The sequence below is a fragment of the Desulfocicer niacini genome (genome assembly GCF_054657595.1).
Genome location: NZ_BAAHYK010000021.1, coordinates 86,416 through 106,191, shown reverse-complemented (window position 1 = coordinate 106,191; position 19,776 = coordinate 86,416). Strand labels below are relative to the sequence as shown.

Annotated in this window: 18 protein-coding genes; 6 read left to right on the top strand and 12 right to left on the bottom strand. The window is 44.9% G+C overall.

Annotated features, from left to right (window positions below; all coding sequences use genetic code 11):
- A partial coding sequence (locus tag ACYQ2M_RS13090) for a nucleotidyl transferase AbiEii/AbiGii toxin family protein (protein WP_459916800.1) occupies nt 1-564 on the top strand: 564 nt, incomplete at its 5' end.
- Between the two features lie 489 nt (nt 565-1,053).
- Here ACYQ2M_RS13090 and ACYQ2M_RS13085 read toward each other — a convergent pair.
- Both ACYQ2M_RS13085 and ACYQ2M_RS13080 read right to left on the bottom strand, forming a co-directional pair.
- Nucleotides 1,054-1,920, bottom strand: coding sequence for a class I SAM-dependent methyltransferase (locus tag ACYQ2M_RS13085; protein ID WP_459916799.1), 867 nt, complete (start codon nt 1,918-1,920; stop codon nt 1,054-1,056).
- Between the two features lie 65 nt (nt 1,921-1,985).
- Entirely contained in the window at nt 1,986-2,576 is a 591-nt protein-coding gene (locus tag ACYQ2M_RS13080; protein ID WP_459916798.1) for a TetR/AcrR family transcriptional regulator, read from the bottom strand.
- A gap of 728 nt (nt 2,577-3,304) precedes the next feature.
- Between ACYQ2M_RS13080 and ACYQ2M_RS13075 the strand changes: the two genes are divergently transcribed.
- Nucleotides 3,305-4,486, top strand: a complete 1,182-nt coding sequence (locus ACYQ2M_RS13075) for an ATP-binding protein (RefSeq protein ID WP_459916797.1) — start codon at nt 3,305-3,307, stop codon at nt 4,484-4,486.
- Nucleotides 4,487-4,712: 226 nt separating this feature from the next.
- On the opposite strand, the gene ACYQ2M_RS13070 is transcribed toward ACYQ2M_RS13075, so the two are convergent.
- Entirely contained in the window at nt 4,713-5,696 is a 984-nt protein-coding gene (locus ACYQ2M_RS13070; RefSeq protein WP_459916796.1) for a GlxA family transcriptional regulator, read from the bottom strand.
- 248 nt (nt 5,697-5,944) lie between these two features.
- Here ACYQ2M_RS13070 and ACYQ2M_RS13065 point away from each other — a divergent pair, with 248 nt between their 5' ends.
- From ACYQ2M_RS13065 to ACYQ2M_RS13050, 4 genes are read left to right on the top strand one after another with little or no spacing between them, the layout of a single operon-like run.
- Nucleotides 5,945-6,121 (top strand): hypothetical protein, encoded by a 177-nt coding sequence (locus tag ACYQ2M_RS13065; RefSeq protein ID WP_459916795.1) that lies wholly within the window; start codon nt 5,945-5,947, stop codon nt 6,119-6,121.
- Nucleotides 6,118-6,567: a PaaI family thioesterase gene (locus tag ACYQ2M_RS13060; protein ID WP_459916794.1), complete on the top strand. Its 450-nt coding sequence runs from the start codon at nt 6,118-6,120 to the stop codon at nt 6,565-6,567. Before ACYQ2M_RS13065 ends, ACYQ2M_RS13060 begins: the two co-directional genes overlap by 4 nt.
- A gap of 38 nt (nt 6,568-6,605) precedes the next feature.
- Nucleotides 6,606-6,749, top strand: coding sequence for a hypothetical protein (locus tag ACYQ2M_RS13055; protein ID WP_459916793.1), 144 nt, complete (start codon nt 6,606-6,608; stop codon nt 6,747-6,749).
- 58 nt (nt 6,750-6,807) lie between these two features.
- On the top strand, nt 6,808-7,890 hold the full coding sequence (locus ACYQ2M_RS13050) for an MBL fold metallo-hydrolase (protein ID WP_459916792.1): 1,083 nt from the start codon (nt 6,808-6,810) through the stop codon (nt 7,888-7,890).
- 115 nt (nt 7,891-8,005) lie between these two features.
- On the opposite strand, the gene ACYQ2M_RS13045 is transcribed toward ACYQ2M_RS13050, so the two are convergent.
- From ACYQ2M_RS13045 to trxC, 9 genes are all read right to left on the bottom strand, one after another.
- The gene (locus tag ACYQ2M_RS13045) at nt 8,006-8,284 is read right to left on the bottom strand and encodes a transposase (RefSeq protein WP_459916791.1); all 279 of its coding nucleotides are present in this window, start codon (nt 8,282-8,284) and stop codon (nt 8,006-8,008) included.
- A gap of 71 nt (nt 8,285-8,355) precedes the next feature.
- On the bottom strand, nt 8,356-12,003 hold the full coding sequence (locus tag ACYQ2M_RS13040) for a transporter substrate-binding domain-containing protein (RefSeq protein WP_459916790.1): 3,648 nt from the start codon (nt 12,001-12,003) through the stop codon (nt 8,356-8,358).
- A 708-nt stretch (nt 12,004-12,711) separates the two neighbouring features.
- A complete protein-coding gene (locus tag ACYQ2M_RS13035) occupies nt 12,712-13,059 on the bottom strand; it encodes a cytochrome c3 family protein (RefSeq protein WP_459916789.1) in 348 nt (115 codons plus the stop codon).
- A 41-nt stretch (nt 13,060-13,100) separates the two neighbouring features.
- Nucleotides 13,101-13,676 carry a rubrerythrin gene (gene rbr, locus ACYQ2M_RS13030; protein WP_459916788.1) on the bottom strand — a complete coding sequence of 192 codons (576 nt, stop codon included), beginning with the start codon at nt 13,674-13,676 and terminating at the stop codon, nt 13,101-13,103.
- Nucleotides 13,677-13,811: 135 nt separating this feature from the next.
- A complete protein-coding gene (locus ACYQ2M_RS13025; RefSeq protein WP_459916787.1) occupies nt 13,812-14,003 on the bottom strand; it encodes a ferredoxin in 192 nt (63 codons plus the stop codon).
- A gap of 276 nt (nt 14,004-14,279) precedes the next feature.
- The gene (locus ACYQ2M_RS13020; protein ID WP_459916786.1) at nt 14,280-16,436 is read right to left on the bottom strand and encodes a dihydrolipoyl dehydrogenase family protein; all 2,157 of its coding nucleotides are present in this window, start codon (nt 16,434-16,436) and stop codon (nt 14,280-14,282) included.
- Between the two features lie 256 nt (nt 16,437-16,692).
- Nucleotides 16,693-17,805: an NAD(P)/FAD-dependent oxidoreductase gene (locus ACYQ2M_RS13015; protein ID WP_459916785.1), complete on the bottom strand. Its 1,113-nt coding sequence runs from the start codon at nt 17,803-17,805 to the stop codon at nt 16,693-16,695.
- A 30-nt stretch (nt 17,806-17,835) separates the two neighbouring features.
- On the bottom strand, nt 17,836-18,666 hold the full coding sequence (locus ACYQ2M_RS13010) for a rhodanese-like domain-containing protein (protein ID WP_459916784.1): 831 nt from the start codon (nt 18,664-18,666) through the stop codon (nt 17,836-17,838).
- Nucleotides 18,667-18,866: 200 nt separating this feature from the next.
- Nucleotides 18,867-19,373, bottom strand: a complete 507-nt coding sequence (trxC, locus tag ACYQ2M_RS13005) for a thioredoxin TrxC (RefSeq protein ID WP_459916783.1) — start codon at nt 19,371-19,373, stop codon at nt 18,867-18,869.
- Nucleotides 19,374-19,776 lie beyond the last annotated feature (403 nt).

The following is a 19,776-nucleotide window of genomic DNA, read 5'->3' as shown; positions in this document are numbered from 1 at the left end:
AAATGTCGTTCGGCGGCCTGGGTGCGAAAATACTCATTTTGCACTCTTCCAGGCTCCGCGAAAATGAACAAATATTTTGAGCTGGCTAAATTAATGCTGTCAATTCTTCCAATCGTGGGGCAGGAAAAAGCGTTTGCTCTAAAAGGCGGGACGGCTTTGAACTTTTTTTATTTGAATCTGCCGCGGTTATCTGTTGATATTGATTTAACATTTCTTCCAGTTAAACCAAGGGATGAAACTTTAAAGGATATTACAAATTCACTCAGTAGAATTTCAGATAAGGTTAAACGATTATTTCCCCTTTGTCAGATTCAAAAATTAAAAATAAAAGATATGGATTATACATACAAGCTGATTATCAAAAGCCAAGGCAACTTGGTTAAAATAGAGCCGAATTTAATATTGCGAGGAAGCTGTTATCCCCCGATTCCAAAACCATTATGCAAAAATGCCGAAGATATTTTCAAGATGGAAATGGAAATTCCGGTACTCTCTTTTGCAGATCTTTATGGCGGAAAGATATCAATAGAATGCTACGGATTTCACCGTAGATTCTGGTGTTAAGTTTATCTTAGATGAGATTTGTTGATACTTTAAAAAAACATCGTAATCAACCACACGTCTCCTTAGATGAGTACACAAGATGAGTACACACGGAGATTAAGATTACAGCTTGGAACCGAGGTTAAACCCAAAACAAGCGCGTTTTCAAAAGAGATATACTTATGAGCAGCCCGCTGTTTGAGGTATTATTTTTGCCGCCAACTTGCCATCCAGTAGAAACACGAGCCCCCAGTTTTTTTGAGTATTGCCAGTTGTGTTGTGTTTCATGTTTTTGTAGATAAACTGGATCTTATCAAAGGTTTTTTATTAATCTGGTTTTTGTGTTCGCCGGATTCATGGGCTGGCTGACGTCCGTATGGGGAGACGTAACACATAATGCCGGCTCCCTTATTGTGGTTGGGCTTTGTGCATCCATAGGCTATTTTACAAAAAGAATAGAAGATCGCATTGCGCCTGGACTGATTTAAATTTGTCCGGTGCTTTAAATTTTCAAGCGACCTGCCACAACATTACACCTTGGCAAACAGTCTGTTCCTGATGAAATATTTTGTCAACAGCCTGACTGGTTATATAAGCTTTTAATTTTTGGCGGATTTCCGGCGTGACCTCTGTTATGCCTTGGATAAAAAAGCTGATATTTTCCACAGCTTCATCAATGGTCTCTTTGCGGTCATGGGTCCAGACATTGAAGTCGATTTGGGGCCGATATCCCAGGGCGTAAACATAGGTGAAGGGATAAATGAAATCCCATGATGTGGGTTCAAGTTCTTGGCCGGTAATACGCAGCCACAGATCGTTGTAACAACTGCGCCACCCCCCGCCGGAAAAGGTGCTCAGGTAGCAGAAGTTTCGGGAGGCTTGCATTACTTTGTTCAGTGTTTCCGGATCGTAAACACCAGGGCTCATGGAAGCAAACACCAGGTCAAATTGACCAGACAGCCTCTCTTTTTCCAAATCCACATCCTGCCATGTCTGCTGCCTGATTTGGATCTGATCCGGCCCAATACCTTTGGCAGACATCTTCTCCTTAAGGATTTTGATCATGCCGCCGGAAGGTTCCAGGGCGACTACTCTTGCTCCCATTTCCGCCATTGGAACGGCCCAGGTGCCCGATCCTGCACCGACATCCAGAACACGGCTTTCGGGTTGAAGTGCACCGGCTTTTTTGAGCATGGACAAAATGCGCTCTTTTCTGGCGACGGCTTGCGGTGTGGCGGATCGTTTGTCAAACACCTGGGCGCGTTTGTCCCATTTTTTGTTAGGACTTTTGTTTTTTGTTTTTTCAGGATCGTTTTTTAATTGATTAAGCCACAGATCTTTCCATATGCTTTGGTTGTTTAACGGGAATAAATTCATATTGACAGCTCCTTTAATCGTTTATGGGAATGACTTTTTTTAATCAATGGCATTTCATTTCTTTTCTATAAATCCAGCAATTTCAAAACAACCTTTACCCCTTTGGCGGAGTGTTCCTGGATTTTTGCGGATGACGGAGGGGTATCCAAACCGGTAAGCAAGGTCATGCGCATGGACACAAGGGTGTTTAGAAAAACGTCGATTTCGAATTGGGCGTCATCAATATTGAATCGGTCCTTGAAAAATTGAGCCAGTCGGGTTTTGGTCCGCCTAGGGCCAACGGCATAAAAAGCGCGTGTTATTTCCGGGACCATGGGACCTTCGGAGACCAGCAGGCGAATATTAGCCAGATGTTCCTTGGACAAATGCCTTTCAATGTATCCCACTGCAAAGGTGTTCAGGGCTTTTGTGGTGTCTTCCAGGTCCAAAGCTTTCAAGAAATCATTGCTCGCCTGAAGTCTCTGGGCTTCCAGGGCCGACTTGAAAAGGGCCTCTTTGGATTCAAAATATCGGTATACCGTTTGTTTGGTGACACCGGCCTGCTCGGCAATTTTATCCATGCTGGTGCTAATGAAGCCGTTTGATTGAAATAATTTCTGTGCGGCTTTAAGTATGCTTTCCATCTTCAGTTTTTTATTTTGTTCTATTTTTTTCATGTGCGGTTGCCTGTTGTTTTTTAAATGAAAGAGTAGGCGAGCCTAACATTCTTTCAAGCTTCGTTGTGGGCGAACCCGGGTCCCAAATCCCGGTCCGCCCGTGGTGGTTATATGAAAGTGCTCAATAAGTTATTGAGTTCTTTCGACTTTCGTTTTGGGCTGTGTCCGACAGATGATGTGTCAGGTCCGCCCGTACCTGCTATATAAAAAAACAAACTCAACAGTATGATTCTTTTTGTTGACAGGTCATCTTAAAATCAATATATCATACCATACCGTATGGTATGATTTTAATCAAGGATTAATTTAAGGACATAAAAATAGCAAAGGAAGAAAAAATGAAAGTTTTGGTTGTTTATGATTCTCTGAGTGGAAACACGGAGAAGGTCGCCCGAAAGATAGATGAAACATCGGCCAAGGCGGCACCCGTGATTTCAAACAACAACACCAAACATAATCTAATGGAATGGTATAGGCATTGAATTACTCATTACAAGAAATTTATGACAAGCTTAATCATATTTTTTTGAAATATAAACAATTACCACATGCTGGTAAAAAACAATGGCTATGATAACATGGGGAGAATCAAATTTATCAAAACTGATTCAGTGATAAGTCCTTAGATTTATTTTAAAAAAGAGATTGACTTTGGCTTATAAAAAGTTTACCGTAGTTCTAACTAGATACAGTTATAAGTATGTAATCTTTTTATAACAAGGTGCTTTATGAATCCAGTACAAAACCCCTTTGCTCCAGGTGCAGGTTCTCAACCTCCTGAATTGGCCGGCAGAGACAGTATAATTTCAGATGCTGATATTGCTATCCAACGTATTTCAGCTGGAAAAAACAGCAGATCACAAATTCTTACAGGATTAAGGGGGACTGGCAAGACTGTACTTTTAAACAAGATTGAAAACGATGCAGAGTTCCATGGTCATATAACCTCTTTTATTGAATCCCCTGAAAAGGGAAATCTGCCGAATTTATTGTACCCTAAAATCTACCAGGTATTATATAAAATTTCTAAAGTGGAAAATGCTAAAAGGTATGCGCATAAAGCGATGCGTGCTTTAAAAGGCTTTGCCGCTGCCTTCAAGATCTCAGTTGGAGATGTTTCCCTTGCGGTTGATCCGGAAGCAGGGATTGCAGACAGTGGAAACCTTGAAATGGATATCTGTGATTTGTTTGTCAGAGTTGGCAATGCAGCAAAGGCAGCGGGCAAGGTATGGACTATATGTATTGATGAAATGCAGTATCTGTCTGAATCGGAACTGGCCTCTCTTATTGTGGCAATACACAGGTCTAATCAAAAACAATTGCCAATATTACTTTTTGGAGCAGGTTTGCCACAAATCGCGGCCTTATCCGGGAATGCCAAATCATATGCTGAGCGACTGTTCTCTTTTCCTTCTGTGGGACCGCTTGACAGACTCTCTGCGATTCATGCAATTAAGAATCCAGTTGAAAAGGAAGGTGAAACAATATCTGAAGAAGCTCTTGAGGAAATAGTTAAACAAACACAAGGCTATCCCTACTTTCTGCAGGAATGGGGATATCAGGCATGGAATGTGGCAGACAGCTCACCAATACATCTTAAAAATATTGACAGTGCCTCTGATTTGGCGCTTAAACGACTGGATGAGAGTTTTTTTCGTGTTCGGTTTGACCGGTTAACCCCGAAAGAGCGTGAATATGTTCAGGCTATGTCAAAGCTTGGAAAGGGACCGTACAGGTCGTCAGAGGTTGCGGAACAATTGGGCGAGGATGTCAAGGCCCTTGGCCCTTGCCGGGCTAAAATAATCGCAAAAGGAATGATTTACAGTCCATCTTACGGTGATATTGCTTTTACAGTGCCGATGTTTGAGGATTATATAAATCGTCTTTTTATGAATCCAAAGAGAACTTAACCCTTCAAAACAAAAACATGCTGCGGACAAGTCGAAGATGTTTGCGTTAATTAACTGAGATACAGAAAAACGACATTTTGAATCAAGCAGCAATGCTTGCATTACATGTTTTCTTCATGATGACAATCTTCTGATGATTTCTCGAACTCATCCACGACCCGGGCAGCTTCCCGCCACACCCGGATGCCGCTCTACATCCTGATTCCTGAGCCGAAATGCTGGATGGCTATGCTGTGATTACCCTCTGAAATTTCTTCCGATATTCCGTTGGTGCCAAACCGGTCTGCTTTGAAAAGATCTTGCGGAAGGTACTACTGTCTTCGTAACCTACCAGATACGTAATTTCATCAAAGGAATGCATTCCTTTTTCCAGCAATCGTTTGGAGGTTTCAACCCGAATGCTCTGTTGATACCTCAGAGGGGTTTCCCCGGTGGCGGTTTTAAATCGCCGTTCCAATGAGCGACGACTCATACCAATTTTACAAGATAGATCATCATAATTAAAATGCTTATCAAAATGATCCTCAATCCACTTTTGAGCTGCAAGAATTTTATCGTCACTGTGATCTTTTCGATACTGAAACACGGAATAAGGGGACTGGGAGGTCCGGCCCATGTCAAAAAGCATGGATTTTGAAGACTGCAACGCCACTTCATGCCCACAATATTTTCCCACCAGATAGAGAGAAAGATCCATACCAGCGCTATAGCCACCTGAACAAAACAGATCACCCTCATCGGTAATCAACCGCTCAGGTTTGAGTTTTATCTGGGGATACCGTTTTTTGAATTGATCTGCAAAGCCCCAGTGGGTGGTTGCCGTTTTACCATCCAGCAACCCGGTTTCTGCAAGTACGAATGCCCCTGAACAAACTGTGGCAATATGGGAACCCTCGTGATATCGATCCTTTAACCATTCAAGAACCTCACCTTGCATACGAAGGGTTTTATCAATATTCATAATGGAAGCCACCACAATCAGATCCGTCTTCCTTATGTCATGAATCGATCCATCAGGCACCATCTTGACGCCGTTTAAACATTTAAAGGGCTTGCCGATGCTTGTCACTAACCTGACGTCAAAGTAGGGTATTATTCCCAGCCCATTAAAATAATTCCACATCACCCCTGCCTGGGAAAACACCTCCATGGGACTGATAATGGAGAAGCCCATGCTGTTCTGCATGGCCAGTATTGTTACTTTTTTCATCTCACCTCCCAAAATGGCACAATCCAACTCTATAATGTCGTATTTACCACTTCAAAACAAATAAATCAAAAGCTATCTTAATACCAAGACAGATGCCCATGTAATTTTGACCACACTCTATTGCTGTAATAACGGTGTCCACTCCCACCATATTGTTGTCAAATCATGTGAGTATAATTTTTTACAAGGCTATCACAAAACTGATTATGAAATGGGATCGGGAAACAACAACATCGGGGGACAATGAAATGAACACAAAATGTGAAAAAATTCTTGAAGATTACAGAAAAGCTGATTTTACTAATCGTTTGTATATATTCTTGGAGTTCCGGGAGTTGAGAAAGACCTTTTATAAAATCGAGCAAAAAGAGACGAAAATGGATTTTTTCAAAACCACCCTCCCTGAAAACTTGGAGCGGATATGAATATTGATCGACTAAATGGATTTGATCTATTAAAGAAAGTCATCAATGGAGAAATCCCGTTACCCTCTATGGCGGTAACCATCCCAATGAAATTGATGGAGGTGGGAAAGGGCTTTGCGGAATTTCAAGCTGAAGCTAACAAAAACCATTTAAACCCAATGGGAACCGTCCACGGAGGCTTCGCAGCCACTATACTGGATTCTGCAACAGGATGCGCCGTGCATACAATGCTGGGGCCAGGGGACAATTATGTAACGATTGATCTCAATGTGCAACTGCTCAAACCATTACCCATAGGCACCCCGCTAAAGGCACGAGCAAGGGTTATTCATTGTTCGAAGCGACTGGGTGTCTCTGAAGGCTCATTAAAAGATGAAGACGGCAATATCTATGCACATGCGACGGCCACCTGCATGATTTCAAGAATGAATAGAGATAAATTTTAGATACAATTGGGATAAGGCTATAAGGGGGAAAACATACCATGCCTGCCAAAATATCAGAAAAATTTATGAATACGGAAGGTGAGAAACCTTTCTTCCGCCAATTTACAGGATATAATGAACCACAATATAAAGGAGACAGTAAAATGTCAGACAATTATGTTAAGGCCGATACACAAAATTGACATTATGATCGCATTGTAATAATAATGAATACTGTGTAATAACAATTGGGACCAGATAATGGTAAATATGAATATTGACAGCGAAAACAGATGGACGCGCAGGGAATTTATGAGATTAACCATGTTGGCAATACTTCAGGCGATGACCGGCTGTAGCCCCAATGCAATGACAATTGAAGACAAACCGCTCCACCATACAACAGGAGGGTTCCGTAACTATCCGCTGGTTCCCAGGCCGGAAACGCCTGGGTTTTCCTTTTTTTTCAGGAGGGTCATAGGAGGGTGTTTTGATACACCAACGGTTCCGGAAAACCACGTGATAAAGGAATCCCTTGCACTATCGAACTTAAAAAATTATTCAGGATCTGAAACCCTCACATGGATAGGGCATTCAACCTATCTGATGAGACTTGGAAATAAAAATATTTTGTTTGATCCGTTTTTCAGCGATGTGGCAAGCCCGTTTCCCGTCGGTCCGGAACGATATGTACCACCCGGAATATCACTGGCTAAACTTCCCCCGGTTGATATTATCATTATCTCACATAACCACTATGATCATCTGGATGCCAAAACGATTGAGACCATGCCCGGCAAAGAAAGGATTCATGTATTTGTGCCTTTGGGTTTAAAATCGTTTTTTGCTGAAAGAGGCTATCAAAGTATCCGGGAATTGGATTGGCATCAATCAGCTGGTTTGGATGGGCTGAATATGACCGCTCTTCCTGCAGTCCATTTTTCTAGTCGGGGACTTGGCGATCGTAATGAAACATTATGGTGCTCCTGGGCGGTCCGCTCAGATAATAAAAGTTGTTTTTTTGCCGGAGATACGGCGTATTCACCAACCCTTTTCAAGGAGATCGGCAAAAGGTTCGGTTACTTTGATGTCGCCATCGTTCCCATCGGAGCATATACACCGGTCAATGTGATGAAACCTGTCCATACAAATCCGGAAGAAGCCGTTCAGGTTGCAAATGATGTAAAAGCCAGCCTGATCATACCATCACACTGGGGGACCATCGTATTGACGGATGAATCACCTTGGGAACCTCCTGAAAGATACCGGGCCTTTGCCGTAAAAAACGGCATTGGCGATGACCGGGCTTGTATTATGAAGATCGGTGAAACAAGAGGCTTTTGATAGTGCACTGATATCGCCCCTTGGATTATATTTCAACAACGAAAATGAACCGAGTGATAACGGTTATTTTCAAAGTTGGAAAAGTTATTAAAACGGTAGTTGAAGGCGGTGGCTATCAAGACACTTGTCGCATTTTTTGAAATTTTCTTCTCTTACAACTCTGAGCACCGCCGTTGTCGGCATGGATCACCGGTGGTTTCAAGATGCACCCCCTGAGCCAGGATACCCTTTCGGCATCCGGCAGCAGGATGCTTTTTTGCCGGGCATCCTGACGCCATTTATATAATGTGGCCTCGCTGATACCCTCTTCTTTGGGCAACTGGTTGATCGGTCTGGGATGCGGTGGCATCATTTTTTTGAGTACAGCTTCTTTTCGTTCCGTTGTGTATCGCATGAACTTTCTCCTGTATTTCTATAATAGCGTTTTTCAGTTCATGTGACAATTGTCCTAACAGTGGGGGATAATCATGCACTACTTTCGCTTTTGACCTCATCCAGGACTTTTCGAACCGTTTTTGCCAACTCGGCCCTATCCAACGGTTTGTAAACCAACGCCTTAATACCAATTTTGGTGGCTGTTTGGACAGAGATTCTTTTGTTGTATCCAGTACAGACAATAACAGGTATGTCTTGACGAATTTTAATCAGCTCATCCGCAAGCTTGTCACCGGTTAATCCCGGCATGGTCATATCTGTGAGAACCAGATCAAAGGCATAAGCATTTGATTGAAACAGATTGAGCGCCTTTTTGCTGCTGGTCATGGCAGTGACAGAATATCCTAATTTTTCAAGATGTTGACTGCCGATTTTGGCGATAGCGGCTTCATCATCAATAAAAAGAATCCTCTCAGAGCCGATGGGTAGATCTTCTTTTGTATATGGCTGATTTGTTTGATTCATTTTCGTAGTTGGCAGGTAAATCGAAAAGACAGATCCTCTTCCCAATTCACTGGAAACCTCGATTATGCCACCATATTTTTTAACAATGCTGTGAACCAGGGCAAGCCCCAGTCCGGTGCCTTCTCCGGGCTCTTTGCTGGTGTAATAGGGATCAAATATCGCCCCAATAACATCTGGTGCTATGCCGGTACCTGTGTCTGATATGCGCAATTTTATATATTCACCTGGTTTTAGATGTTGTCCCTGAAGTATTTCATATTTTTCAAATCTAATATCTTCAAGATCGACTTTCAGTAGACCGCCGCTTTCTTCCATCGCATGCGCAGCATTTGTACATAGGTTCATGATGATTTGGTGTAACTGGGTTGGATTTCCCATGATCGATGATTCGCTTGGTATGTTTTGTTGGATGTCTATTGTAGTCGGGATGGATGACCTTATAAATTTCAGTGCCTCTTTTATAATGGGTTTTACCAGTATCGGTTTTATTTCCTCATCCGATTTCCTTGCAATGGTCAAAATTTGTTTGACTAAATCTTTGGCCCTTTGCCCGGCCTTATACACCTCTTGCAAATTCTCTTCTACATTCGAGCCTTTTGCAACGTCATCCAGAGCAATTTCAGTGAATCCGATAATTGATGAAAGGATATTGTTAAAGTCGTGGGCGATTCCACCTGCAAGCGTACCGATTGATTCTATTTTTTGTGCTTGAAAGAGTTGATTCTGCATATCTTTTCTTTCTGCCTCAGCCATCTCTCTGGTATGAATCTCCGAAAGGAGTTGGCGATTGGTTGTCTCAAGTTTACTTGTCTGTTTGCTTATTTCTTTTTTCAGCCGATGATTCCAGAACAAAATAAGACCAATAACCACGAAAATCAAAGCAAGGCCTTGGAGAAGGTACTGAAATATCTTGCCTGGATCGAGACCGGGTGCATATTCGACATTGACCCACTTTTCCCGTATGTTTTTTTGTTGTAATGACGTCAATGACGCAAGTCCTTTTTCTACGATTCCGACCAATTCCGGCAGATTCTCGTGAACAGCAAAGTGAAGCTCTTCTGAAGCATAACTCACCGGTCCGGCAATCTTTAAATTTGTAAGATTTTCCTTTCTTATCCAAAAAATGGAAGAAGAGAGATTGCCGATCATGGCATCTGCCCTTCCATCTGAAACGGCTTTTAATGTCTCTTGCAGCGTCGCATACAGGGTGGGTTGAACCTCTGTATTGTCCCTTAGATAACCTTCGTGAGACGTTTCTTTCTGGACAGCGACTCTCATGCCCTTAATGTCGTCAAGTGAAGATATAAACGGCGTGCCCGTCCTGGTGATGATAACCCGCTGATAATACATATACGGCTTGGAAAAGAGGAGGAACTTCTCTCGTTCAGAAGTCTTTCCAACACATGGCAGCATATCAATTTCACCTTGCCTGGTCTTTTCCACAGCCTTTTTCCAGGATAATCCGGGTGCCACCTTGAAGTTCAACGCGATCCGTTGTTCCAAAATGTGAAGATACTCAGGAACAATACCCGTATAGTGACCCGCCTCATCAATAAACTCGAACGGAGCAAATTCAGGGTCAACGCCCAGTAAGATCTCAGGGTGCTCTTTGACCCAGGCGGTTTCTTCGGCGGTGAGGGCATTCTTCTGCTGAAGCAGAGCCGGGCCTTCCAACGTAACAAGAGCCGAAATCCATGACTGGTGAAGTTTAAGCCGCTTCTTTTCGGTAATCGCACCCAGGGCTTTATCCAGAATTTTTGCAAATTCAGGCCAATCTTTCCGGGTGGCGATCCTCTCACCATGCATAAGCATATCATAGCGGGCTGCAATCTTGAGATTGGTAATCCCATTTACTTTGGATATATAGTCACATACACCAATAACGCCTACGTAGCAGTCAGCCAGGCCTGTAGATACTGCTGTTAATCCATCAAGCGGCGTTTGGACCATTACCGGGATAATATCCGGATGGTTCTGCAATGTTATTTCGGCGGAATAGTATCCATTAACCAAGGCCACTTTTTTACCTTTAAGATTTTCCGGCCCCTGGATCTCCTGATAGTCCTGTTTTGTCATTATCACCAGTGGCGTTGGTAAATAAATATGGGTAAAGTTGAGAAACTCTGTCCTTTCCGGTGTCTCCACAGCTGTAAGAATTGCATCAAGTTTTCCCTGTCTGGCATAATCAATGATTTGAGGCCATTTCAACCCCTCGACGATATCTATCTCGACATCCAGATACTGAGCAACGAGATTAATGGTGTCGATAGCGATTCCTTGATAGTCGCCACCCTTATTCCTGAAACTGTAAGGCGCATATCCCTTGTCTACTCCCAGACGGATCACTTTGTGCCGGGCAAGCCACTGCCTTTCATCTTCAGTAAGTGGAATCGATTGCATTTCCCTGAAAAACGAGAGGTCAAAGTCAACACCTGAGAGATACGAATTGATTATTTTATGGAAAAGAGAGCCAGGATCGGCCTTGAACTGTCTGATATGTTGGTCAATAGTTCTTGCAATGCCAATGTATTTCTGTTTTTGGGGGAAGGCGAACTTGAGATGCACCGGATTGAAAACGATCGGTGTCTTGCTGATCTCATACTCTCCTTCAGTCAATGCACCGAAAAGTCTGTTGACCACACCGGCGTCGGCTCTGCCATCCTCAATCATTGCCAGAGCCTCATGATAGCTTTCTACTGGGAGGACTTTCGTATCAAGTTCAAATTTTGAAATCAGGTTTTCAATACCACCTTCGCCAACCGTATGAATATCTTCCTTTACTGCTGCTATCGTTCGTCCATTGAGATCGAAAAGAGAGTTTGCCTCAACATCCTTACGGGTATAAATGGTGGCCCAGTTCAAAAAAACGCTTTCTTGGGAAAAATAGAATTTTTTTCGCCGTTCTTCTGAGTAAGCTATGTCCAACATGATATCCAAGTCATTGCTTTCCAAGCGTTCCAAGCACTCGTTCCAGGAGCACAATACAAATTCCAGTTCCCATTTTTCACGCTCAGCTATGATCTTGAGTATTTCCGGAAAAATTCCGACAGCCTCACCTGAACTGTTGGTATAGACCTTTGGAGGATTTTCATATACACCCACTCGAAACTTCTGCAAAGATTGGGATGCTCCGGCACTATCTTGAGTCGCAGGGAGGACTAAAATTAGCAACGCAAACAACAAAAATTTAAGACGAAGTATCAGGGTAGGCATGAAAATCTCCTCTACATTGGGATGCTCTGTTTTTTCTAAATAGGCAAGCGGTAGGGTGAGTATCAACGAAAACTATGCCTTTAACATTCTTGCATTATTCATGAGTTTCCTAAAACTTAACCATGCTCCCGGTATCCTTTAATAAATTCGTATTCCTATAAAGCAATCGTGTCAAGGTATTTCATTGAGATGTAACACACTGTATTGATAATAAATGAATATCAAAAAGCACTCAGTCTATAAATGATCCTGTCGTCAGACTGGTATTCATTGAAATGGAATTGATCATCTCCTAAATAACCTTTCCATTGCCTAATTGAAAATATAAAAAGCCAGTACTCTTTGTGGAGCCTGGCTTGTTTATTAATTGAAGAACAGGCATGGGGATTTTCATCCTCTGCGTAAAATCAAAGTTGATGCATTGTAAAGTTGAATACGTGTGGGTGTGAAAATTAAATTTTATTGGAGATTAAGTTGAATACTCGGTCGCCTCTAAAACTCAAGACTACTTGCATTATACACAAATGTCCTGAAACTTGACTATACATTCACTATTCCCTTTATGGCAATATAAGTGAGATACCAACGAAATAACAAAAACAGCCCCTGCCAGATGCGGCAGAGGCTGTTGTATCTACAAACGGGTGATCAGGTAACAATAAAAAACTTTGTCTTGATCTCAGCCATCAATGGCTGATAACCCCAGTACTACTTTTTGGCATGGCAGTCATTGCATGAAGTGGGACCATAGCTTTCACCGGCTTTTTTACGATCTCTGTGGCATTTGATACAGGTTTTATTCATAACCTGTTTTCTTTTTAGTTCCTTGGCCACTTTTAATTTTTTAATGACGCCCAGCTCCATGGGGAATACATCATGGCATGCCTTGCAATCCTTAAGGGTGTCCTGGTGTTCCCTGTGGGGGAAGGTAATTTCGCCCTTGGAGCCCCCGTCAAGGGTGATGGACTCTGCACCGGTATTTACCACGGCAAATGCGGCCACGGCGGAAAAGATCAGTAATCCTGCCACAATAACGGCCAGTTTCATCGGTTTCATAGAAGACCTCCTGTTTTTTTGATTGTGGAACTTGATTTGATTTACCAGTTTCGGGCCATGATTTCAAAATATGCTGCCGGTTTCACACAGGCCGGGCATTTGTCCGGGGCTTGATCCCCCTTGTGGATATAGCCGCAGCTTAAACACCGCCAGGCCATTTCCTGTGAACGTTTAAAAACCTTTTCACCGGCGATATTGGCTGCAAGCTCTCGGTACATTCTTTCGTGGTTTGCCTCTGCAACACTAATGGCATCCAGGGTGTCCGCAGCTCTTTGAAATCCTTCTTCCACGGCAATTTTTGAAAATCCGGGATACATGTCCGTGTGTATATAAAGTTCCAGGTCCGCCGCAGAAACCAGATTGGCATGGGTATCTTTGATGACCCCGGCGGGAAATTTCCAGTTTATTTCCTGCTCTCCGCCATTGAAAAACTTGAAAAATCTCAGGGCGTGTTCACACTCCTGATCCGATGTTTCCATGAAAATTTTGGAAATCTGGACAAACCCGTCATCATGGGCACGCTGGGCAAAAAATTTATATCTGGCGCTTGCCTGGGCTTCTGCCGCAAATGCGGTGAGTAGATTTTTTGCGGTTCTGCTTTCTCGAAACTTTACCATGGTCTGCCTCCCCGGGTTTGGGGCATGGGCCACTGCTTGTATTGAAATGGCCGGTGATGTGACCAAACCCGTGTTTTTACGTTTGATGATCAGGTTTTTGGAATGTCTCCAAAAGCCCGATCATCGAGTTGCATCTTACTCTTCAATGATAATGGCTTCTGCACCGCATTCGCTGGCGGCTTGGCGAACCACATCTTCCAGGTGCTTGGGGATTACGTCCATTTTTACGGTGGACATGAGCTGATCTTCGTCATACTCAAAAACCTCGGAACACAGTTCGTTACAGTTTCGGTCGCCCATGCACTCTTTGGTAATGGTTACTTTCATGAAAAAAATCTCCTTTTGTTGTCATGTTTACGGGTTTATTTTCGGTTACAATACAACGCTTCATGAATGGATCATCTGGGGGAGTCATTGTTTCTAATTGACCGTGTCATCAAGTCAAACCTTATTAAATAATGAGCGTTGGACTGATATAAACGGCAAACTAATTTGGGGCCGGACTTCCCTGTGTACAATGATCAACTTATACTTTTATCCATACAGATCCAAACAGTCAAACTTAAATTGTTAAATTGCAGGTTCTGGGCAAAATTACCAAGGCTATTTTCGCCTCCATGAGTGAAATTTTTCTACCCAGGAAAGTAATCTTTCCGGTTTGTGTGCCCGTTTCCACTGCCCGGCCACATACTTGTTGGCCTCGGCCATGGTGGGATAGATGTGGATGGTGCCAAGAATTTTATTTAGCCCCAGCCCTTCTTTCATGGCCAGCACAAACTCGGCAATGATGTCACCGGCATGTTGTCCCACCAAGGTAACTCCCAGGATTTTATCCTTTCCCGGCACGGTCAATACCTTTACAAAACCATGGGTTTCGTCATCGGCTATGGCCCGGTCCAGGTCCTTTATGTCGTAGTGGGTTATTTCAAAGGCAATATTTTTTGCCCGGGCTTCGGATTCGTTTAAACCCACCCTGGCAACTTCGGGATCGGTGAAGGTGGCCCAGGGGATGGTACGGTAATCCACCTTGAATTTTTTAATTCCTCCGAATAGGGCATTCACGGAGGCGTACCAGGACTGGTGGGCCGCCACATGGGTAAACTGATAGGGGCCTGCCACATCCCCGGCACAGAAGATAGTGGGGATGCTGGTTTCCATAAAGGCACCGGCTTCCAGGCTGCCTGTGGGTGACAGGCGTACCCCCATTTCTTCCAGTCCAAACCCCGTGACATTGGGCGTGCGGCCCAGGGCCACCAGGATTTCATCAAAGGCGATTCTTTTCTCTTTTTCTCCCCTGATGCACATAAGATACCGGGTGTCTGCCTCCACCACCACTGCCTTTGCCCTATGATGGGTTAATACCCGTATGCCCCGGGATTCAAATCTTTCTTTGATCAGAGCAGACACTTCTGGGTCTTCACGCTTCATCAGGCGGGCACCCCGCTGGACCAGGGTGACATCACTGCCCAGCGATGCAAAGGCCTGGGCCAGCTCGCAGCCGATGGGGCCTCCCCCCAGTACCAGAAACCGCCGGGGCAGTTCTTTCATTTCCCAGATGGTGTCCGATGTATAAAAAGGGATGGTGTCAAGGCCTGGCAGGTCCGGCACCATGGGGCGGGCACCGGTGGCCACCACAATATTGCGGGCGGTTAAAATCGTGCCGTTGACCGCTACCTCCCACGGGGATCGAATAAAGGCTTCTCCACTGATGCACTCCACCCCCATTCGGGTGTATCTTTCCACGGAATCGTGGGGTGCCACGGTTTGGATTACCTGGTGAACCCGTTCCATGACTTTTTTAAAATCAAATTCAAATTTTCCCTTGTGAAAGCCAAAGGACTTTGCACGGTGGGCCTGGGAGATCACCCTGGCGCTGCGGATCAGGGCTTTACTTGGTACACATCCGGTGTTGAGACAGTCCCCGCCCATTTTGTTTTTTTCCACCACCGCCACCTTTGCCTTTACCGCTGCGGCAATGTAGGCGGCCACAAGGCCGGCCGAGCCCGCACCCAGCACCACCAGATTATAATCAAATGTGCGGGGACGGGTGAATTTTGACAATACCTTATTCCGGCGGATGCACTCGATGATTTTCCGGGCAGCCAGGGAAAAAACGCCCAGGAGCACAAAGGCAGATAAAATGCTCGGCGATAAAATGTCTTGAAGAGAGTCAATGCGGGCCAGCTGGGTACCTGCATTTACATAAACGATGCAGCCGCCCAGCATGCCCACCAGGCTTACCCCGGCAAATACCCGGGTGGGAATATTTGTCACACCCATGACTAGGTTTATGATGAAAAAGGGAAAAATAGGCACCAGGCGAAGGGTCAGGAGATAAAAAGCACCTTCTTTTTTAAGGCCCTGGTTGATGCGTTTGAGTTTGTCGCTGAATTTGTTTTGGATGTAATCCCTGAACAGAAAACGGGACACCAGAAAGGCCAGGGTGGCACCGATGGTGCTTGATAAAACGGCAAGCAAGCTTCCTTTAAACAGACCGAACATTGCCCCGGCACCAAGGGTCATGATGGCGGCACCGGGAAGGGAAAGGGCGGCCATGGCAATGTAGATGATCATGTAAATTGCCATGGTCATGAGGGAATGCTTTTGGTAAAAGGCCAGAAAATCCGTGTGTCTGGCTTTAAGGGCGGTCAGGGAAAAAAAATGGTGGAGGTCCAGCATGAAAAACAGACCCACAGCACAAAGTACAGCGATCACCAGCATGGGTCTTCCCATTGAGGCCGCGGACTTGTTTTTTTTCACAATATTACATTCCTTATCCCTAATAAATCCATGAGTCTCAGAATCTCATTTTTTCATATAACGGGCATGTCCTGTCGGACACAACAAATATAGGGTCGTAGACGCGGAGCCAAATGCTATTATGCCGCCCCCCCCCGACGGGCAATGGGCCCGGACCGGAACTGTAGACAGCTCAATTGTCCGGTTTCTATTGCCCATCGGGGGGACGGCTCTGCTGAGGTAAACATGAAGGCTACCTTTTCATATAAAAAAATCACTACTCAATGGCCTGGAACAGCCTCATGAATTTTCGATCAATATAATCCTTGATCTTGAATGCTGGACGACCCTTTAGGGTAAACCATCTCTTTTTCAATACTCCCAAGCCGTCCCCAAGGTTGAAGATCAGCAGATAATCCCCGCCGGGATCAAAGGTTTTAAGTGGGGTTTCGGTGAGACGCGCCATTAGATTGTAAAGCAGTATGGGGTTTTCCCGCACGGCATACACACCCACCTTGTCCAGTGGCTTGTCCTGAAAGTAAATACAATCTCCACCGCCAAAGATATCCGGATACCGAGGGCTCTGGAGGTGTCGGTTCACCAGAAGTCCGCCATCGGGTCCCGTGGGAAGACCGGACTGGTCAAAAATGGTGGAAGGCTTTACCCCCAGGGCCATGAAAATAAAATCAGCTGTGAAGGTTTTTCCGGATGCCTGGGTGATGGTTTTATCTTTCACCCCGGCCACGTAACCTGACTCGTTCACCGTAATATTTCGTTTTTTCAAAAGTCCCATGACATTCAGACGGATTTTTTTCGGGAATCGGCTCATGAAACGCTGGCCTGCAAAAATGGTTATGTCGGGTGCATGGATACCTGGTGCCGAGGTTAATTGCCTCACATTGCCTGCAATTTCCGCGGAAGACGGCCCCCCACCCACAATGGCAATGGATATTTTGCTTTCCCGGCTCAGTTCCATGATGCGGTCCCGGGCTTCCATTAATTTTTCAATGGGTTTTACCGGATAAACATCTTCGGTACTTCCGGTGAGGTTGTCCTGGGGAACAAAACTACCGGCATTAAAGGAGATGACATCATAGGAAAGGGTTTTTCCTGATGCCAGAAACAGGGTTCGGGTGTCGGGATCAACGCGGGTGGCTTTGTCTCTGACAAAGGTACCACCCTTTTGTTCCACCACTTTTTTCGTGGCAAAACGGATGTCTTCCGGTGTATATGTTCCCCCCAGCATGCCGGGTCCCATCCCCGAATAATAGTGGTGGTCCGATGGACCCACCACCGTGACCTTAAAGCCTTTTTGCACAAATTCATCCAGATGGGCCAGGGTTTCCATGTGGGCATGGCCTCCCCCCACCAGTAACAGCGTTTTCCCCATGAGTGTCTCCATTAAATATGGTGCATCCGTTTAAATACGGTCCATCAGTTTACCCAGTTCGGCAAGGTGGGTGCGTTCTTCTTTGGCAATCTGCATGAGAATATCCCTGCTTTTTTTATCCTGAATTTTTTGGGCTGTGCGTTGGTACATGTCCAGGGCCTGGGCTTCTATGGACATGGCAAGGGAAATGACATCCACGGGAGAATCCCAGTCGGGTTGGTACATCTCTGTATATTCTTCGGTGGTCATGCCGCCTTCAACTGCGTTGACCACAATGTCTTTTTCAAAGGTTTCCAGGCTGGGAGCCGTATCGGAAAGTTCAAGATATTGCTGGAAAAGGCGTTCCTGGTGCTTGATTTCAATTTCCGCAAGTTTGGAAAAGAGTTCCTTGATCTGGGTGTTTTTCACTTTTTCAACCATGGACAGATAATATTCCCTCAGTCCCTGTTCCAGTGAGTAAGCCACCACCAGGGTTTCTTCGGGGGATTCACTGCCGTCAAACAGTTCCAGTCCAAGCTCTTGACCACCCACGGCGGCATGGCCGTTCCAGGCCTTGAAACCACCGGCTACATTGATTACATGCTCAAATCCTTTGCCGGACATCATCTGCGCAGCAACACGGCTGCGCCCACCAACGGCACAGTAAACCAGCTGGGTTTTGTTCAGGTCCAGTTCATGGAGGCGGTCCCCCAGGTCCGGCAAGGGAATGAGGGTTGCACCGGGGATGTGCCCCTCTTCGTACTCCGATGGCTGGCGCACATCAAGCACAGTGAAATCGTCCACATCTTTTTGATCCATGAAGGCTTTGGCTTCATTGGTATCCATGGATTTTACCGGGGTTAAAAACTGTTTCCATTTCATGTGAGTGTTCTCCTTTGGGTGATGGGTACTAACAGCGACTGCTTTTTGATAATTCATTGTGCCCCTCAGAACATGGCTGTTTTATATGAAAATGTCGACAGCAAAGCCCTCGACGGTCCGGGGCCGGTCCGATGGCCCGCCGGGGGCGGCATCATGCCATTATCATCCTTTGTTATATTCATCAGGAGATGGCATGGCAATTATATCAGAGGGGCGAGGCGCGATTCCATTTCTGCCCGGGGGACGGCCCCCACAAGGGTGTCCCTCAATTGTCCCTGTTTGAAAAAAAGCAGGCTGGGAATACTCATAATTTTGTATTTTGAACCCGTTGCCGGGTTTTCGTCCATGTTTATTTTTACCACCTTCACCCGCCCGGCATAGTCTTTGGCAAGGGCATCCATTATGGGGCCCATGGATTTGCAGGGGCCGCACCAGGGAGCCCAGCAATCCACAAGTACGGTTCCTTTGTGCTGGAGAACCTCTGCATTAAATTGACTGTCCGTTATATTTACGGGAAACCAGGGAATATCGGCAAGGGGTGCCCTGCACTTGGCGCATACAGGATTTTCCTTTATCCTGGCGGTGGGAATTCTGTTTTTGGTGCCGCAGCTTGTGCATGCTATGATAATTGAGTCACTGGCCATGAAATTTACCTGTTCCTTTTTTGTTGATTGTTGGTATTCATCGGGATGGAAGCGATGAAACATCTCTGCTTCCCAGCGTGTGCCCATATCAACCAGCGCTTCTTTTCCATCCACCAGATCTAACGTACGGGCTTGGTCAAAACATTGGGACCTGCTTATAAAATGGGCCACCAGTTACAATTGGTGGGCCAATGGGGTCAGGCTTGTTTTATGTTCCTTTTTTTTCAGATAAAAAATAATACAAAAAATGTGCCAGGCCATTTTTGGACGGTCTTTTACTGGACTTTTGGGGCGTTTCAACGTATTACATGATGATCTCGTACTCAATAAAGAGACCGGATGATACCCCAGGACCCTGCTGGGGTAAGCCTTATGAAATATAGATTGGGCCTTGATCATTACTCTTTTTAAATAAGATGGTAAAACCATTTTTAAATATTTTCAACATTTATATGGAGAATTTTTC